Raw genomic sequence first — 13206 nt, 5'->3', positions numbered from 1 at the left:
AGTCCGTCGGCGCGCTGGTCGCGCGGTTCGGCAGCGTCCGGGTCATCCGGGTCACGCTCGCCGCGTTGCCGTTCGCGCTCGCCGGGATCGGCGCGGCGGGCGACGTCGCCCAGCTGGCCGTGGCCGTGACGCTGGCCGGGGCGGTGCACGGCATGCTGGACGTGGCGATGAGCTCGCACGCGGTCGCGGTCGAGCGGCTGCTCGGGCGGCCCGTCATGAACCGGTGCCACGCCGCATGGGGGACCAGCTCCATCGTCGCCGCGCTGACCGGCGCGGCCGCCGCCGGCATCCCGGTCTGGGCGCACACCGCGGGGGTGGCCGCCGTCGCGTTGCCGGCCGGGGCCGTGGTCGGCCGGTGGTTGCTGCCGGCCGGGGCGGACCGGGAGCCGGCCGGTGAGAAGCCGAGGCGGAGCTGGCGTACGGGGTGGACGCCGCCGGTGCTGGTGTTCGGGTCCATCGGTCTCGTGCTGATGCTCTGCGAGGCGGCCGTCGTCAGCTGGAGCGGTGTCTTCCTGCACGAGGACCGCGGCGCGACGCTGGCCGTGGCGGCGTTCGGCTACGGCGCGTTCGCCCTGTGCCAGACGCTCGGCCGGCTCGGCGGCGACCGGCTGACCGAGCGCTTCGGTCGCGCACGGGTGTTCCGGGCGCACGCCTGCGTGGTCGTGGCCGGGTTCACGATCGTCGTGCTGAGCCCGTCGCAGTACGTCGCGCTCGCCGGGTTCGCGGTGCTCGGCTACGGCACGTCCGTCCTGGTGCCGCTGATCTTCAGCGCGGTCGGGCACCTCGGTGGCGACGGCGCGGCCACGTTCGTCGCCCGCGTCGCGACGTTCACCTACACCGGGATCCTGACCGGACCGGCGCTGACCGGCTGGCTCGGCCAGGCGATCGGCCTGGGATGGACCTTCGCGGCACTCATCCCGCTCGTCGTCGCCGTCGCACTCGGCGCCGGAGTGCTGAGAACCCCCGTCGGGTCGGGTCGTCGGGGATAGGAGCGAGGGCGGGGGGCCGGCACGACCGGCCCCCCGCGAACCTCTGTCAGCTCACCTGCTCGTCGCGGGTCGCACGGTGGTGGCCGGCGCGATCACCGTGTTGTCGGACGGCAGCGCGTCGCGGACGCCGCCGGGCTCGGCGACCGCCTTGAACACCACGGTCCCTTCCGCCAGGTCGGCGTCGAGCGAGTCCCCGGTGTAGACGGCCTGGACGGTGTCCCACTCGAAGCTGGTGCGTGCCAACGTGATCGACTCCGTGCGTGGCGCGGTGAAGGCGAACCACGCCGACGGCGCACCGCTGGACGAGCCGCAGGACGGGTTGGGCTCGCCCGGTTCCGCGGTCGTCTCCGCTAGGGCGACCTCGGCGGCGGCGGGCACGGTCGTGAGTGGTGTGGCGCCGGCGAAGGCGTCGTTGTCGGGCGGAGCGGCGCTGGCCACCCCCGGAAGCAGTGTGGTGACCCCCACCGCCGCGGTGACGATGGTCGCCACGCGCGCACGTGTATGAGGTCTGTCGGACGGTCGCATCGATTCTCCCCAGAGTCCTGGCCGGCGTCGCATGCCCCGCCACGCGTCGCGAGGCGTGCCGATAGCGGAATTGTCGACGCCGAGCGGACCGCGCACCACGAAGTTCGACCGGCAAAGCCGCTCCGGAGGTCTCGACGGACTCACCGGCCGCCGCGACGCGTCCTGGCACCGTAAACCGTTCGCGTGCGGTCCTAGTGTTGGCGGTGTGCCCGCCGAGTCGGTACTGGTGAACTTCGTCTACTGCCATCCGGTCGGTCACGCGGTGGAGGCCCTGCAGTACTCGCTCGGCTACCGTCGCGCCGACCCGGAACGGCGTGTCGGCGTGGTGTTGCTCGAGAAGACGGCCGTGGAGCTGGCGTCGTGGTGCGAGCACATCGACGAGGTGTACACGGTGGACGTCGACGTGTTCGAGCCACCGCGCCATGACGTGCTCGCGCACGTGCCGGCCGAGTGGGACTGGGTCGTCGACGATCCGCGCGGCCACCAGCGGTGGCAGCATGACCTGTTCCCCGGCCTGGCCGGTTACTACGAGCTGGCCGCCCAGCACTTCCGTGCGGGCCGGGGGCACCTTCAGGTCGGTGCGCCGCGACCGTCGTACCGGCCGAGGAACCGGCTCGAGCTGAAGCTGCCCGGCGAGGCGCGACGCTGGGCAGCCGAGCTCCTGCCGGACGACGGTCCCACGATCGCGGTGCTCCCCGGCGGCAGCAGCCCGCGGTGGCGGTACCCGTCGCTGGCCGGCTGGCACAGTGTGTTGAGTGCCTTCGCGGAGCGCTGGCCGACGGCGCGGTTCTGCCTGGTGGGCAAGCTGGCCGAGGACGGCCGCACCAGCACCACGTTCACCCGCGAGGAGTTCGCCGCCATGGCGGCGACGGTGCCGGACGTGGCGTGGGCGGTGGACGTCCCACTGGCGCGACAGCTGGCGGCGGTGGAGCGTTGCGACCTGTTCCTGTCCCCGCACACGGGTTTCGCCTTCGCCGCGATGGCGGTCGGCACCCCGTGGCTGGCGCTGGCGGGCAACGACTGGGCCGAGTACTACTTCAACCCCGGCGTCCCGTTCTACTCGGTCCTGCCCGACCTGAAGCGCTTCCCGAGCTACGTCATGCTCGGCAACGAACCGGACCCCGTCGAGGACGATGGCCCGCGCTCACCGAGCATGTCGGCCGAACGCATAGCCGAGGACCTCCCGGAACTGCTCGACGGCGCGACCTGGCTGTTGAGCGGCGAGGCCGACTTCGAATCCGCGATGCGCGACCACTTCCGCCGCCTGGTCCCACTCTTCGACGGCCGCACGGACGCGATCTTCTCCGTCGACAACCTGCACCTGCCGTACGTGTGACCACTCCGCCGACGAGTGCGGAGAAGCCGTGTCGTGGGTCAGTTTCGGGAGAGTCGCCGGGTGGCGAGGGTGAACGTCGCGGCCGAGATCAGCAGCAGGGTGACCGTGGCCGGCACGTGGAGTCCGTCGCCGGCCCAGGGGGAGCGGATGGCGTCGAGCAGCAGTCCGGTCGGCGTCCATGAGGTGACGGCGTTGAGCGCGTCGGGGAAGACGCCGGGCGGTGGGCCGCCTCCCACGAGCAGGAACGTGCCGAAGAACAGCAGCAGGCCGAGCCCCTGTGCGGAGCGGGCGCCGGGCAGGATCGACCCCAGCAGGGTGCCGATGCCGCCGAAGGCCAGGATGCCCGCCGCGAACGCGACGACGACACCCGCGGCGGACGCGGGGGCCGGGATGTCGAACATCAGGTAGGCCAGCACCAGCATGACCGCCGCCGCGAAGACCGCCAGCAGCGCGAGCACCGCGGCCTGGGAGGCGACCACGGCGCCGGACGGGATCGCCGCCGCCCGGAAACGGCGGAGCACTCCGCGTTCGCGGTATCCGGCGAGATGCGACGGTGTGCCCATGAACCCCATCATCGCGATCGAGGCGCCGAGGTACGCGGTGACGTAGAACTGGGTTCCGTCCAGGTTGGCGAACACGGGGCCGCCGTGCTTGCTGAATGCGGCGGCCAGCATGACCATCAGCAGCAGCGGGAACATCAGGGTCAGCACCAGCACGAGCGGCTCTCGCCCCAGCAGTTTGACCTCGGTCCAGGTCAGGTAGCGCGTCACGACGAAACCTTCTCGCTCAGTCGGTGCCCGGTCATGGACAGGAAGACGTCCTCGAGCGACGGATAGTGGGTGCGGTAGTCGACCGGGCTGACGCCGCGCTCGACCAGCGCGGCGGCGACGCGGACGGCGGCGGCGCTTTCCCCGGTGACCGTGACCTGCCCACCGCGGGCGGTGGCCGACTCGACGCCGGGTACCGCGAGCAGGTGGTCCGGCCGGTACCCGTCGGTGGTGCTGAACGTGATGGTGACCGGTCCGCCGTGGTGTGCGGTCAGCGCGGCGGGGGTGTCGCAGGCGACCACCTGGCCCCGGTCCATGACGGCCACGCGGTCGCACAGCGTCTCGGCCTCGTCCATGAAGTGGGTGACCAGCACGACCGTGGTGCCGCGCTCCCGTACCTGGTGGAGCAGGTCCCAGGTCGCGTGCCGGGCGCTGGGGTCCAGCCCCGTGGTCAGCTCGTCGAGCAGCACGAGCTCCGGATCACCGAGCAGCGCCAGCGCGACGAACAGCCGTTGTTGCTCACCACCGGAGAGCGAACCGAACGCGCGGTCGCGGAGCGGGGTCAACCCCCAGGTCGTCATGGTGGCCGCCACGTCGACGGGAGTGTGGCGAGCACGGGCGAACAGCGTGACCGCCTCGCCCACCCGCAACCGGTCCGGCAGGGCGGAGGACTGCAGCTGGGAGCCGATGCCGCGGCGCAGCCGGTTCTTCTCGCGCGCCGGGTCGAGCCCGAGCACCGAGACCTCCCCGCTGGTTCTGTCCCGCAGTCCCTGGAGGATCTCCACGACCGTCGTCTTGCCGGCGCCGTTGGAGCCCAGGATGCCGAAGATCTCACGCCGCCGGACCTCGAACGAGACCCCGCGCACGGCCTCGGTCCGCCCGTAGGCCTTGTGGAGATCCGCCACGCTGACGACGGTGTCCGTGCCGAGCTGGTCCTCGAGTCCGGACGACTCTTCCGCGATGAGCACCCGTCAAACCTGCGCCACCGGTCGCGAATTTCACTTGCGCTTGCCTTGCATCACGGCGTGCGGCCGAGCCGGCCCGTTGGTTCGAGCACGAGGACCGGGATCTCCCGGTCGGTCCCGCGCTGGTAGTCCGCGTAGTCGGGGAACGCCGCCACCGCCCGGTGCCACCATGTCGCCTTCTCGGTTCCGGTCACCTCGCGGGCGTGGTACTCGCGGGTCGTCGTGCCGTCCTGGAGGTCGACGACCGGCTCGGCCAGCACGCTGCGGTACCAGTCCGGGTTGGTCGGTTCCCCGCCCTTGGACGCGACCGCCGCGTAGTGGCCATCGTGCTCGACGCGCATCACCGGCGTCTTGCGAACCTTGCCGGTGCGTGCGCCACGGTAGGTCAGCAGCACCATCGGCCGGTCCTTCATCGTGACGCCGTCCGTCGTGCCCGTGCGCATGATCTGGTCCACGTGCTCGCGGACCCAGCCCAGCGCGCTCGGCTCGTAGTCTCGCCTGCGGCGCCGGGTGTCCACATTGGACGTCAAGGTCCGCAGGATGCCGGGCAGGGCGGCCACGGTCTGCGCCGGCAGGCCCGTGACGGTCTCCGCCGCCAGGTCGCACCACAGCCGCTTCACCCGGTCGGCCAGCACCTTCCCGCCGTCGGTCAGCTCGACCACGCTCGCGCGCCGGTCGGCCGCCGCCGGCGTGCGGCGCACGTGTCCGGACGTCTCCAGCTTGCGCGTCATCAGCGTGACGCTCGGCGGCTCGATGCCGAGCGCGTCGCTGAGCTGCGCCTGGATCATCGGGCCGGTCCGCGCCAGTTCGAGCAGCAGCACCTCCTGCCCCGGGTGCAGGCCGAGCGGTGTCAGCAGCGCCGCGGCGCGTGCCCGGTGTCGCAGGCTCAGGACGCGAATGGCCTGGTTGACGGCGTCGGCCTGCTCGAACTCCACGATGACCATCCTCCTGGCAAGTTAGTTACGCGCATAACGTTATGCGCGTAACTAACTCGGGGCAAGGCCCGTCTCCCGCACGGTGAGGCGGCCGACCGCGGTGACGCGGCCGCCGCGGTCCCGAACGGAGACCTCGCGTGGCGAACCGGATCCGGTGCTCCGCACCACCAGACCCTGGTGGTCGAACAGCGGCGAGACGAGGCGGTAGTCGATCGCCGTGGCGGTCGCGCCGGTCCTGCGCACGGACTCCGCCATCGCCAGCGCCTGCAGCGGACCGTGGGTCAGCAGGCCTGGATAGCCCTCGACGTCACGGGCGTAGTCACGGTCGTAGTGGATGCGGTGGGCGTTGTAGGTCAGGGCCGAGAACCGGAACAGCAGCGTCGGGTCCACGGGCAGCGACCACTCGCCCTCGTCGAGCGGCACCGGCGTGACCGCGACGGTCTCGGCGGGCGTGGCCGCGGCGTCGCGGTAGACGACGTCCTGCTCCTCGACGACCTTGACCTCCCCGTCCTGGCCGATGGTGTGGCGGACGACGACGAACGTCAGCCGGCCCGTGCGCCCCTCCTTGTCGGTCGTCGACACGACCTCGGTGCGCCGCGTCGCTTCTCGCCCCACGACGAGCGGCGCGACACGCGTGACCCGGCCACCGGCCGCCATGCGGCGGCGCCCCGGCCCGGGCGGCACCGGGAGCACGCCACGCACGGGATGCCCCTCCACGCCGAGGTCCGCCTGGCGCGGTCGCTCCAGCAGGTAGACCCAGTGCCACAGCAGCGGCAGCCCGTCGGTCTCCAGGTCCGGCGGCTCGACGTCGAGGAGCCGGGCGAGCGCCACGGCGGGTTCCGGGCACAGCACCTCGGTGTGCTCGAGGTGCCCGGTCATGAGCCGAACTCGGCGCGGAGCGTGTCGTTGTGCTCGCCGAGCCTCGGTACGGCCCCCAGCACCGGTTCCTGCCCGGCGATCGTGACGGGCGGCAGCAGCGCCTGGACCATCCCACCCGGCGCGCGAACCGGCCGCCAGCGATCCCGCGCCACGAGCTGCGGGTGCGTCAGGATCTCGGCCGGCCGGCGCAGGCGCGCGCAGGCGAGACCCGCGCCGTCGAGCAGCGCGATGACACCGTCGGCGTCGTGCGGGGCGAAGGCCGACTCGATCAGCGGAGTGATCAGGTGGTCGTTGACGACACGTTCGGGGTTGCGGGCGAAACGCGGGTCCAGCGCCAGCTCGGGCCGCCCCAGGACCTCCCGGCACAGCCGGACCCACTCGCGATCGCTTTGGACACCGAGGAAGACCTGGTTCCCGTCGCCGGTCGCGTAGGGACCGTAGGGCGCGATGAACGCGTGCCTCGCACCGGTCCTGCGTGTCGCCGACCCGCCGTACACCGCGTGGTACGCCGGCTGGACCATCCACTCCGCCAGCGCGTCGATCATCGCGACCTCGACCGTCGCGCCGACGCCGTGCGTGGCCCGCTGGAGCAGCGCGCTCAGGATGCCCGAGTAGGCGTACATGCCCGTCGCGATGTCGGCGACCGAGATGCCGACCTTGCAGGGCTCGTCCTCGCTGCCGGTGGCGTCGACGAGCCCCGCCTCGCACTGGATGAGCAGGTCGTACGCCTTCTTCGTCCGGTAGGGGCCGTCGGGTCCGTAACCCGAGATCGAGCAGTGGACCAGCTCGGGGCGCGCCGCCCGCAGCGTCGCCGCGTCGAGACCGAGCCGTTCGACCGCGCCGGGCACGAGGTTCTGGATCACGACGTCCGCCGCGTCGACGATGGCGTCGAGCACCCGCCGGTCGCTCTCGTCCTTGATGTCCAGCTCGATCGACTCCTTGCCGCGGTTCAGCCACACGAAGTAGCTGGAGTCCCCGTGGACCGTGCGGTCGTAGCCGCGGGAGAAGTCACCCTCGCCGGGACGCTCGACCTTGATGACCCGTGCGCCGAGGTCGGCGAGCTGCCGCGTGGCGAAGGGCGCGGCGACGGCCTGTTCGAGCGCGACGACGGTCGTTCCGTCAAGAGGGAGCATGGGCTGCCTTTCCTGCCTGGAGGATCGCTGACGCGGTCGCGCACGGGCTTGTCGACCAGGTCGTCACCGCACCGGGTTGCGCTTGATGAGCTGGCGTGCGATCACGTCGCGCTGGATCTCGTTGGTTCCCTCGCCGACGATCATCAGCGGCGCGTCGCGGAAGTACCGCTCGACGTCGAACTCGGTCGAGTAGCCGTACCCGCCGTGGACGCGCACCGCGTCGAGCGCGATCTTCATGGCCGTCTCCGACGCGAAGAGCTTCGCCATCCCCGCCTCCATGTCGGCCCGCTCGCCGGAGTCGTAGCGGCGGGCGGCGTACCGCACGAGCTGCCGGGCGGCCGTCAGCTGGGTCACCATGTCGGCGAGGAGGTTGCCGACCGACTGGTGCTGCCAGATCGGTCGACCGAAGCTCTCGCGTTCCTGGCTGTAGCGCACCGCGGCCGCCAGCGCGGCGGCGCCGACGCCGACGGCGCGCGCCGCCACCTGGATGCGACCGATCTCCAGTCCCCGCATCATCTGCGCGAAGCCCTGCCCCTCCACCGTGCCGAGCAACGCGGTCCGGGGCACCCGGAAGTCGCTGAAGGACAGCTCGCAGCTCTCCACGCCCTTGTACCCGAGCTTCGGCAGGTCCCGGGACACCTCGAACCCGGGACCCTTCTCGACGAGCAGGATGCTGATACCCCGGTGCCTCGGGTGCGCGTCCACATCGGTGCGGCACAGCAGCGCCACCAGCTGGGACCGGCGGGCGTTCGTGATCCAGGTCTTGGACCCGTCGATCACGTAGTCCTCGCCCTCCTTGCGTGCCACGGTGCGCAGGGCCTGGAGGTCGGATCCGCCGCCTGGTTCGGTGAGTGCCATCGTCGCCCGGACCTCGCCGGTGGCCATCCTCGGCAGGTAGTGGTCCCGCTGCTCCCGCGTCCCGTAGCTCACCAGGAGCTTCGCGACGACACCGTGTCCGCCCACGGCTCCGGCGAGGCTCATCCAGCCGCGCGCCAGCTCCTCGGTCACCGCGGCGTAGCAGGAGGTGGAGACACCGGCGTCGTGCCACGGCTCGGGGACGGCGAGCCCGAAGATGCCCAGCCGCTTCATCTGCTCGATGAGCGACTCGGGATAGGTGTCGGCGTGTTCCAGCTCCCGCACCACGGGCTCGACCTCGTGGTCCACCCAGTCACGCACGACGTCGACGATCGCGGCCTCATCCGCGCTGAGCTCGTACATGGTCGGCCTCTCGCAGCTCGTTGACGGACCACTCCATCTTGCTTCGTCCGCGCGCTGGAGGACGAGTTCGGGTGTCGCCCTGTTCGACCGCACCCACCAGGGCATGACGCTCACGCCGGCTGGCGAGATCCTGGCCGACCGCGCACGACGCGCCCTGCTCGAACTGGAACGTGCCCGCGCCGAGATCCGGCCGACCCCGGCACACGTCCAGGGCATCGTGACGATCGGCCTGCGTCGATCTCACGGTCGCGTGCCAGACCAACTCGACGCTCGTCCAGAAGAAGCTCGTGACCACCGCGAACGTGTGGACCGTCCTCCCCGCCGCAGGCGTCGCCGAGGACGTGTCGGCCGGTCCCCTCACCGGTGGCCCCCTCACCGGTCCCGCGGTCTCCCGCACCATCGTCCTCGCCCTGCGACAGGGCGGCCGAGTGCCGCCCGCCGTCGAGGTCGTCGCCGGCGAGGTCGTCCGGGTCGCGCGGCGGTTGGTCGAGAGCGGCTCGTGGCCGACGGCACGCATCGTCACGCAGCAGGATCGGTTGGGGAGTGACCACCCGATCGAGTGGACGTCCCGTGCTGGCGACTGACACCGGTTGCGGTGATTCTCGGAAACTTGGAGCCTGTTATTCGCTAACTCATCGAATTTCAACCAACCCGCGGAGGCCATGATGGCTGGCAAAACGGCGGATCCCGTCGAGCTGAAGATCGAGTACGAATTCGACAAACTGGACGGCAACCACGACGGCTACATCGAATGGTCGGACTACGAAGCGCTGGTCGGCCGCTACAAGAAGACGGCGAAGGTCAACGAGAACGACCGCCGGGTGCGGGCGCTCGAGGCGTTCTACCGGATGCACTGGCTGGAGCTGCTGCGACACGCCGACATTCACGAGGATCGCCTGTCGAAGACGCAGTACGTGACCGCGACCCGGCTCGCCACGTCCGACGAGAACCGGCTCAAGGTCAGCGAGGTCGGTGCTCATGTGATCTTCGATCTCATCGACGTCGACGGTGACGACGCGATCAGCAACGAAGAGCTCACCCGATTCCTCGACAGCGTCTGGAAAATCGACAAGAGCGACGCGGTCTACGGCCTCGACGCGTTGGGCTCGGAACGCAGCAAGAGGATTTCGCGGGACGATTTCGTGAATGGCATCAACGAGCACCTCGAGTAGTCCCGCCGGACCGCGAGCGGGTGCCGATTCGGTCGCGGTGAAGTCGCCAGGGCGAGCTGGCGAACGGGTTCGGGACGGCGTGCGGTGCGGTCGCGGCGATGGGTCGTCGTGGCCGCACCGCTGTCATGACCGGGTCGCCGTCACCACCGCACGAGCACCCGGGTCAACCCGCCCACCACCAGGCCTTCCCGGACCGCCAGAGCGGCGGCCGGCTCCGCGAGCTCGAGCGTGGGGAGCCTGCGCAGCAGCACCCGCAGCACGGTTTGCAGCTCGACCCTGGCGAGCGCCTGCCCGACGCAGGAGTGCGGTCCGATGCCGAACGCGAGGTGCTGGTTCGGGGTGCGGTGCAGGTCCACGCGGTCGGCGCCGGTGAACGTGCGGTCGTCCCGGTTGGCCGCGCCGATGCTGCACACGACCGTCGTGCCGGCGGGCAGCGTGTGGTCGCCGACCTCGACGTCGGCGGAGAGGTGACGCGGAATCCCGAAGCCCGGGTCGGGATCGAAGCGCAGCATCTCCTCGACGGCGGTGCGCACCAGTTCCGGGTCGGCGAGCAGCCGCGCCCACCGGTCCGGCTCGGCGAGCAGGTGCGCGACCATCTTGCCGATCATGCCGGCGGTCGTCTCGTAGCCGGCCACCAGCAGGCCCTGGCTCGTGGCGATGAGCATCTCGTCGGTGAGCAGCCCGTCGAACTCGTCGGTGAACCTGATGAACTCGCTGATCAGGTCGTCGCCGGGGTCGGCTCGCTTGGCGGCGATGTGCTTCGCGAAGTACTCGCCGAACTCCGCCTGTGCGGCGTCGATCTCCGCCTGCGTGTACCTGGTCATGCTGAGCATGGTGTCCGACCAGTACGCGAACCGGTCCCGGTCGGTGCCCGGCACCCCGAGCTGGTCGCAGATCACCGCCGCCGGCAACGGAAACCCGAGTACCGCCAACAGGTCCACCGGTGCGCCGCGCTCGATCATCGCGGTGACGAGCGACTCGGCCGTCTCCTCGATGCGCGGCTGGATGGCCTGCACGCGTCTTGTCGTGAACGCCCGGCTGATGACCCGCCGCCAGCGCTGGTGCAGGACGTCCTCGGTCAGCTTCTCCCCGAAGACCCCGCCCTCCTCGTTCGCGGTGACGCGTGCGGCGTCAGCGGTGTCGGGGTGCCGGGTGAACCGCGGGTCGGAGAGCATCTGCCGCACGTCGTCGTACCGGGTGAGCAACAACGCCTGGTCGCCGCTGGGCAACCGCACCCGCACCACGGGTTCGCCGGCCCGCAGCCGCGCCCATTCCGGCGGTGGGCTGAGCGCGTCGGGCAGGCGGAACGGGTAGGTGGGCACGCTATCGGTCATGAACAGAACTCCCGTCGAGGCGGACCTCCGCCAGGGTCGCGTTAGGACGATAACGGCATGGCGGTGTCCCCGCGAGCCAGCGCGTCGAACCCGGTCAGACCGTCGTTTGTGGACACATCGGCGGCCGACCCGACTGCGCGAGGTAGTGGTCGAGCAGGCGGTGCAACGCACGCCGCATCGAGTGACGGTCCAGTCCGCGCGCGTTCCCCCTGACATAGGCCCGAACCAGGGGGTGCAGCCGGTAGCGGCCCGGCGCGGTCTGCACCAGCAGCCGGGCGTCGACGAGGTCCTCGAGCAGCCGGTCGGCCGCCGGGACGCTCACCTGGGCGAGTGCGGCCGCGGCCGGCGGTCGCACGTCGGTGCCGAGATGCAGGCCCAGCAGGTCGAGCATCCGGCGCTGGTCGTCGCCCAGTGCCGTGCGGGACACCGCGAGCGCGGTGACGAGGTTCGGCGCCGCCGCGTCCAGCTCGGCGAGCAGGGCGCGTTCGTCGGCAAGCCGTCGCACCAGATGCGCGACCGTCCACGTGGGACGGTCGCGTAGCCGGTCGGCCGCGGCCCGCACCGCGAGCGGCAGCCCGCCGCACAACCCGACGACCGCGGCGACCTGCGTGCCGGGTTCGGCGGGCCGGCCGCTCACCGCGGCGAAGAGGGCCGCGGCGTCGTGCTGGGGGAGCACGCCGAGCGACAGCGGGAAGGCCTGGCCGAGCCCGGGAAGGCGGCGCCGGCAGGTGATCAGCACCCGGCTCGCGCCAGCCCCGGGCAGCAGCGGCACGACCTGGTCGGCGCCGTGCGCGTCGTCGAGTACGACGACCACCCGCCGCCACGCCACCGTCGAGCGCCAGAGCGCCGCCCGCGCCTGCGGGTCCGGCGGGATGGCCGGCGCGGGCACGTGAAGCGAACGCAGCAGCTGGAACAACGCCTCGGTGGCCGGCAGTGGCGGCATGCCGGGGGTCGAGCCGCGCAGGTCGAGGAACAGCACGCCGTCCGGGTGGTCCGGCGCCAGCCGGTGCGCCGCGGCCACTACCAGCGCGGTCTTGCCGGCGCCCACCATGCCGTCGACCACGACCACGCGGTGGTCCGCGGCGAGCACGGCGAGCTCGGCCGTGCGCCCGGCGAACGGGGCGGGAGCGGCGGGTAGCTGGGCCGGCGGCGCGCCGGGCATGGCGACCGTCGCCGGATCGTCGCCGAGCAGCCGCAGGTGCAGCTCACGCAGCTCGGCGCCGGGTTCGAGACCGGTCGTGTCTACCAGCGCGGTACGCGTGCGCCGGTAGACGTCGAGCGCCTCGGCCCTCCTGCCGCACCGGTGCAGGGCGAGCATGAGCATCCCCGCCCTGTCCTCGGCGAGCGGGTCGTGCGCGAGGAGCGCGCGTAGCTCACCGACCAGCTCGGCGTGCTCGCCGGCCGCGAGCCGGGCACGCAGCAGCCGCTCGCGGACGTACTCCCGGCGCGCCTCCAACCTGGTGACCTCGGCGTCGAGCAGCGGTCCGGCGGCGACGTCGGCCAGCGCGGGCCCGCGCCACACCGCGAGCGCCCTGGCCAGGTGCGTGCTGGCCGTGTCGGCGTCGGCCGCCCGCTCACCCGCCGCCGCGTGCGTGGTGAACTCGGCGAGGTCGAGCTCACCCGGCCGGACGGTGACCACGTGACCTTCTGCGCCGGTGCGCAACCGGGACACCGGTTCGCCGGGCACGTGCAGCGCGCGCCGAAGCCGGGTCAGATAGGTGCGGAGGTTGGAGCCGGCCGAGCTCGGCGTGTCCGTCCACACCAGACGCACCAGCGTCCTGGTGCCCACCTCGACGTTGGCGTGCAACAGCAACGCGCCGAGCACCGCACGCTGCCGTGGGCCGCCGAGCGGCGCCGGCCTGCCGGCCACCCGCATCTCGACCGGGCCGAGCACCCGGAACTCCACTGGCGACGTCACGTCACCGACTATATGCGGATCGTGTGCACCGCCAT

General features: G+C 71.8%; 14 protein-coding genes. 4 read left to right on the top strand and 10 right to left on the bottom strand.

What is annotated here, in order from left to right:
• A partial coding sequence (locus tag VET29_RS14680) for an MFS transporter (RefSeq protein WP_324920215.1) occupies positions 1 to 989 on the top strand: 989 nt, incomplete at its 5' end.
• Between the two features lie 51 nt (positions 990 to 1040).
• On the opposite strand, the gene VET29_RS14675 is transcribed toward VET29_RS14680, so the two are convergent.
• Positions 1041 to 1478: a hypothetical protein gene (locus VET29_RS14675; protein ID WP_324920213.1), complete on the bottom strand. Its 438-nt coding sequence runs from the start codon at positions 1476 to 1478 to the stop codon at positions 1041 to 1043.
• A gap of 241 nt (positions 1479 to 1719) precedes the next feature.
• Here VET29_RS14675 and VET29_RS14670 point away from each other — a divergent pair, with 241 nt between their 5' ends.
• Positions 1720 to 2850 carry a hypothetical protein gene (locus tag VET29_RS14670; RefSeq protein ID WP_324920212.1) on the top strand — a complete coding sequence of 377 codons (1131 nt, stop codon included), beginning with the start codon at positions 1720 to 1722 and terminating at the stop codon, positions 2848 to 2850.
• 38 nt (positions 2851 to 2888) lie between these two features.
• Here the strand turns inward: VET29_RS14670 and VET29_RS14665 are convergent, their stop codons facing one another.
• From VET29_RS14665 to VET29_RS14635, 7 genes are all read right to left on the bottom strand, one after another.
• On the bottom strand, positions 2889 to 3620 hold the full coding sequence (locus VET29_RS14665) for an ABC transporter permease (RefSeq protein ID WP_324920210.1): 732 nt from the start codon (positions 3618 to 3620) through the stop codon (positions 2889 to 2891).
• Positions 3617 to 4585: an ABC transporter ATP-binding protein gene (locus VET29_RS14660; RefSeq protein WP_324920208.1), complete on the bottom strand. Its 969-nt coding sequence runs from the start codon at positions 4583 to 4585 to the stop codon at positions 3617 to 3619. The genes VET29_RS14665 and VET29_RS14660 overlap by 4 nt, the downstream gene beginning before the upstream one ends.
• Before the next feature lie 50 nt (positions 4586 to 4635).
• A complete protein-coding gene (locus VET29_RS14655; RefSeq protein WP_324920206.1) occupies positions 4636 to 5517 on the bottom strand; it encodes a nitroreductase/quinone reductase family protein in 882 nt (293 codons plus the stop codon).
• 51 nt (positions 5518 to 5568) lie between these two features.
• Positions 5569 to 6396, bottom strand: a complete 828-nt coding sequence (locus VET29_RS14650) for an FAS1-like dehydratase domain-containing protein (RefSeq protein WP_324920204.1) — start codon at positions 6394 to 6396, stop codon at positions 5569 to 5571.
• Positions 6393 to 7529, bottom strand: coding sequence for a CaiB/BaiF CoA-transferase family protein (locus VET29_RS14645; protein ID WP_324920202.1), 1137 nt, complete (start codon positions 7527 to 7529; stop codon positions 6393 to 6395). The genes VET29_RS14650 and VET29_RS14645 overlap by 4 nt, the downstream gene beginning before the upstream one ends.
• A 63-nt stretch (positions 7530 to 7592) precedes the next feature.
• A complete protein-coding gene (locus VET29_RS14640; protein WP_324920200.1) occupies positions 7593 to 8747 on the bottom strand; it encodes an acyl-CoA dehydrogenase family protein in 1155 nt (384 codons plus the stop codon).
• A complete protein-coding gene (locus VET29_RS14635) occupies positions 8725 to 9042 on the bottom strand; it encodes a hypothetical protein (RefSeq protein ID WP_324920198.1) in 318 nt (105 codons plus the stop codon). The genes VET29_RS14640 and VET29_RS14635 overlap by 23 nt, the downstream gene beginning before the upstream one ends.
• On the opposite strand from VET29_RS14635, the gene VET29_RS14630 reads away from it, so the two are divergent.
• Together VET29_RS14630 and VET29_RS14625 are read left to right on the top strand one after the other, a co-directional pair.
• Positions 9035 to 9331: a hypothetical protein gene (locus tag VET29_RS14630; RefSeq protein WP_324920196.1), complete on the top strand. Its 297-nt coding sequence runs from the start codon at positions 9035 to 9037 to the stop codon at positions 9329 to 9331. The genes VET29_RS14635 and VET29_RS14630 overlap by 8 nt on opposite strands.
• Before the next feature lie 81 nt (positions 9332 to 9412).
• Positions 9413 to 9919, top strand: a complete 507-nt coding sequence (locus VET29_RS14625; RefSeq protein ID WP_324920194.1) for a hypothetical protein — start codon at positions 9413 to 9415, stop codon at positions 9917 to 9919.
• Positions 9920 to 10059: 140 nt separating this feature from the next.
• Here the strand turns inward: VET29_RS14625 and VET29_RS14620 are convergent, their stop codons facing one another.
• Positions 10060 to 11253 carry a cytochrome P450 gene (locus VET29_RS14620; protein WP_324920192.1) on the bottom strand — a complete coding sequence of 398 codons (1194 nt, stop codon included), beginning with the start codon at positions 11251 to 11253 and terminating at the stop codon, positions 10060 to 10062.
• Between the two features lie 94 nt (positions 11254 to 11347).
• Positions 11348 to 13171 (bottom strand): AfsR/SARP family transcriptional regulator, encoded by a 1824-nt coding sequence (locus tag VET29_RS14615; protein ID WP_324920190.1) that lies wholly within the window; start codon positions 13169 to 13171, stop codon positions 11348 to 11350.
• Between the last annotated feature and the right edge of the window lie 35 nt (positions 13172 to 13206).

Source organism: Actinophytocola sp. (assembly GCF_035634895.1).
In the GTDB taxonomy this organism is placed as follows: domain Bacteria; phylum Actinomycetota; class Actinomycetes; order Mycobacteriales; family Pseudonocardiaceae; genus Actinophytocola.
This window is presented reverse-complemented; position numbering and strand designations above follow the sequence as displayed.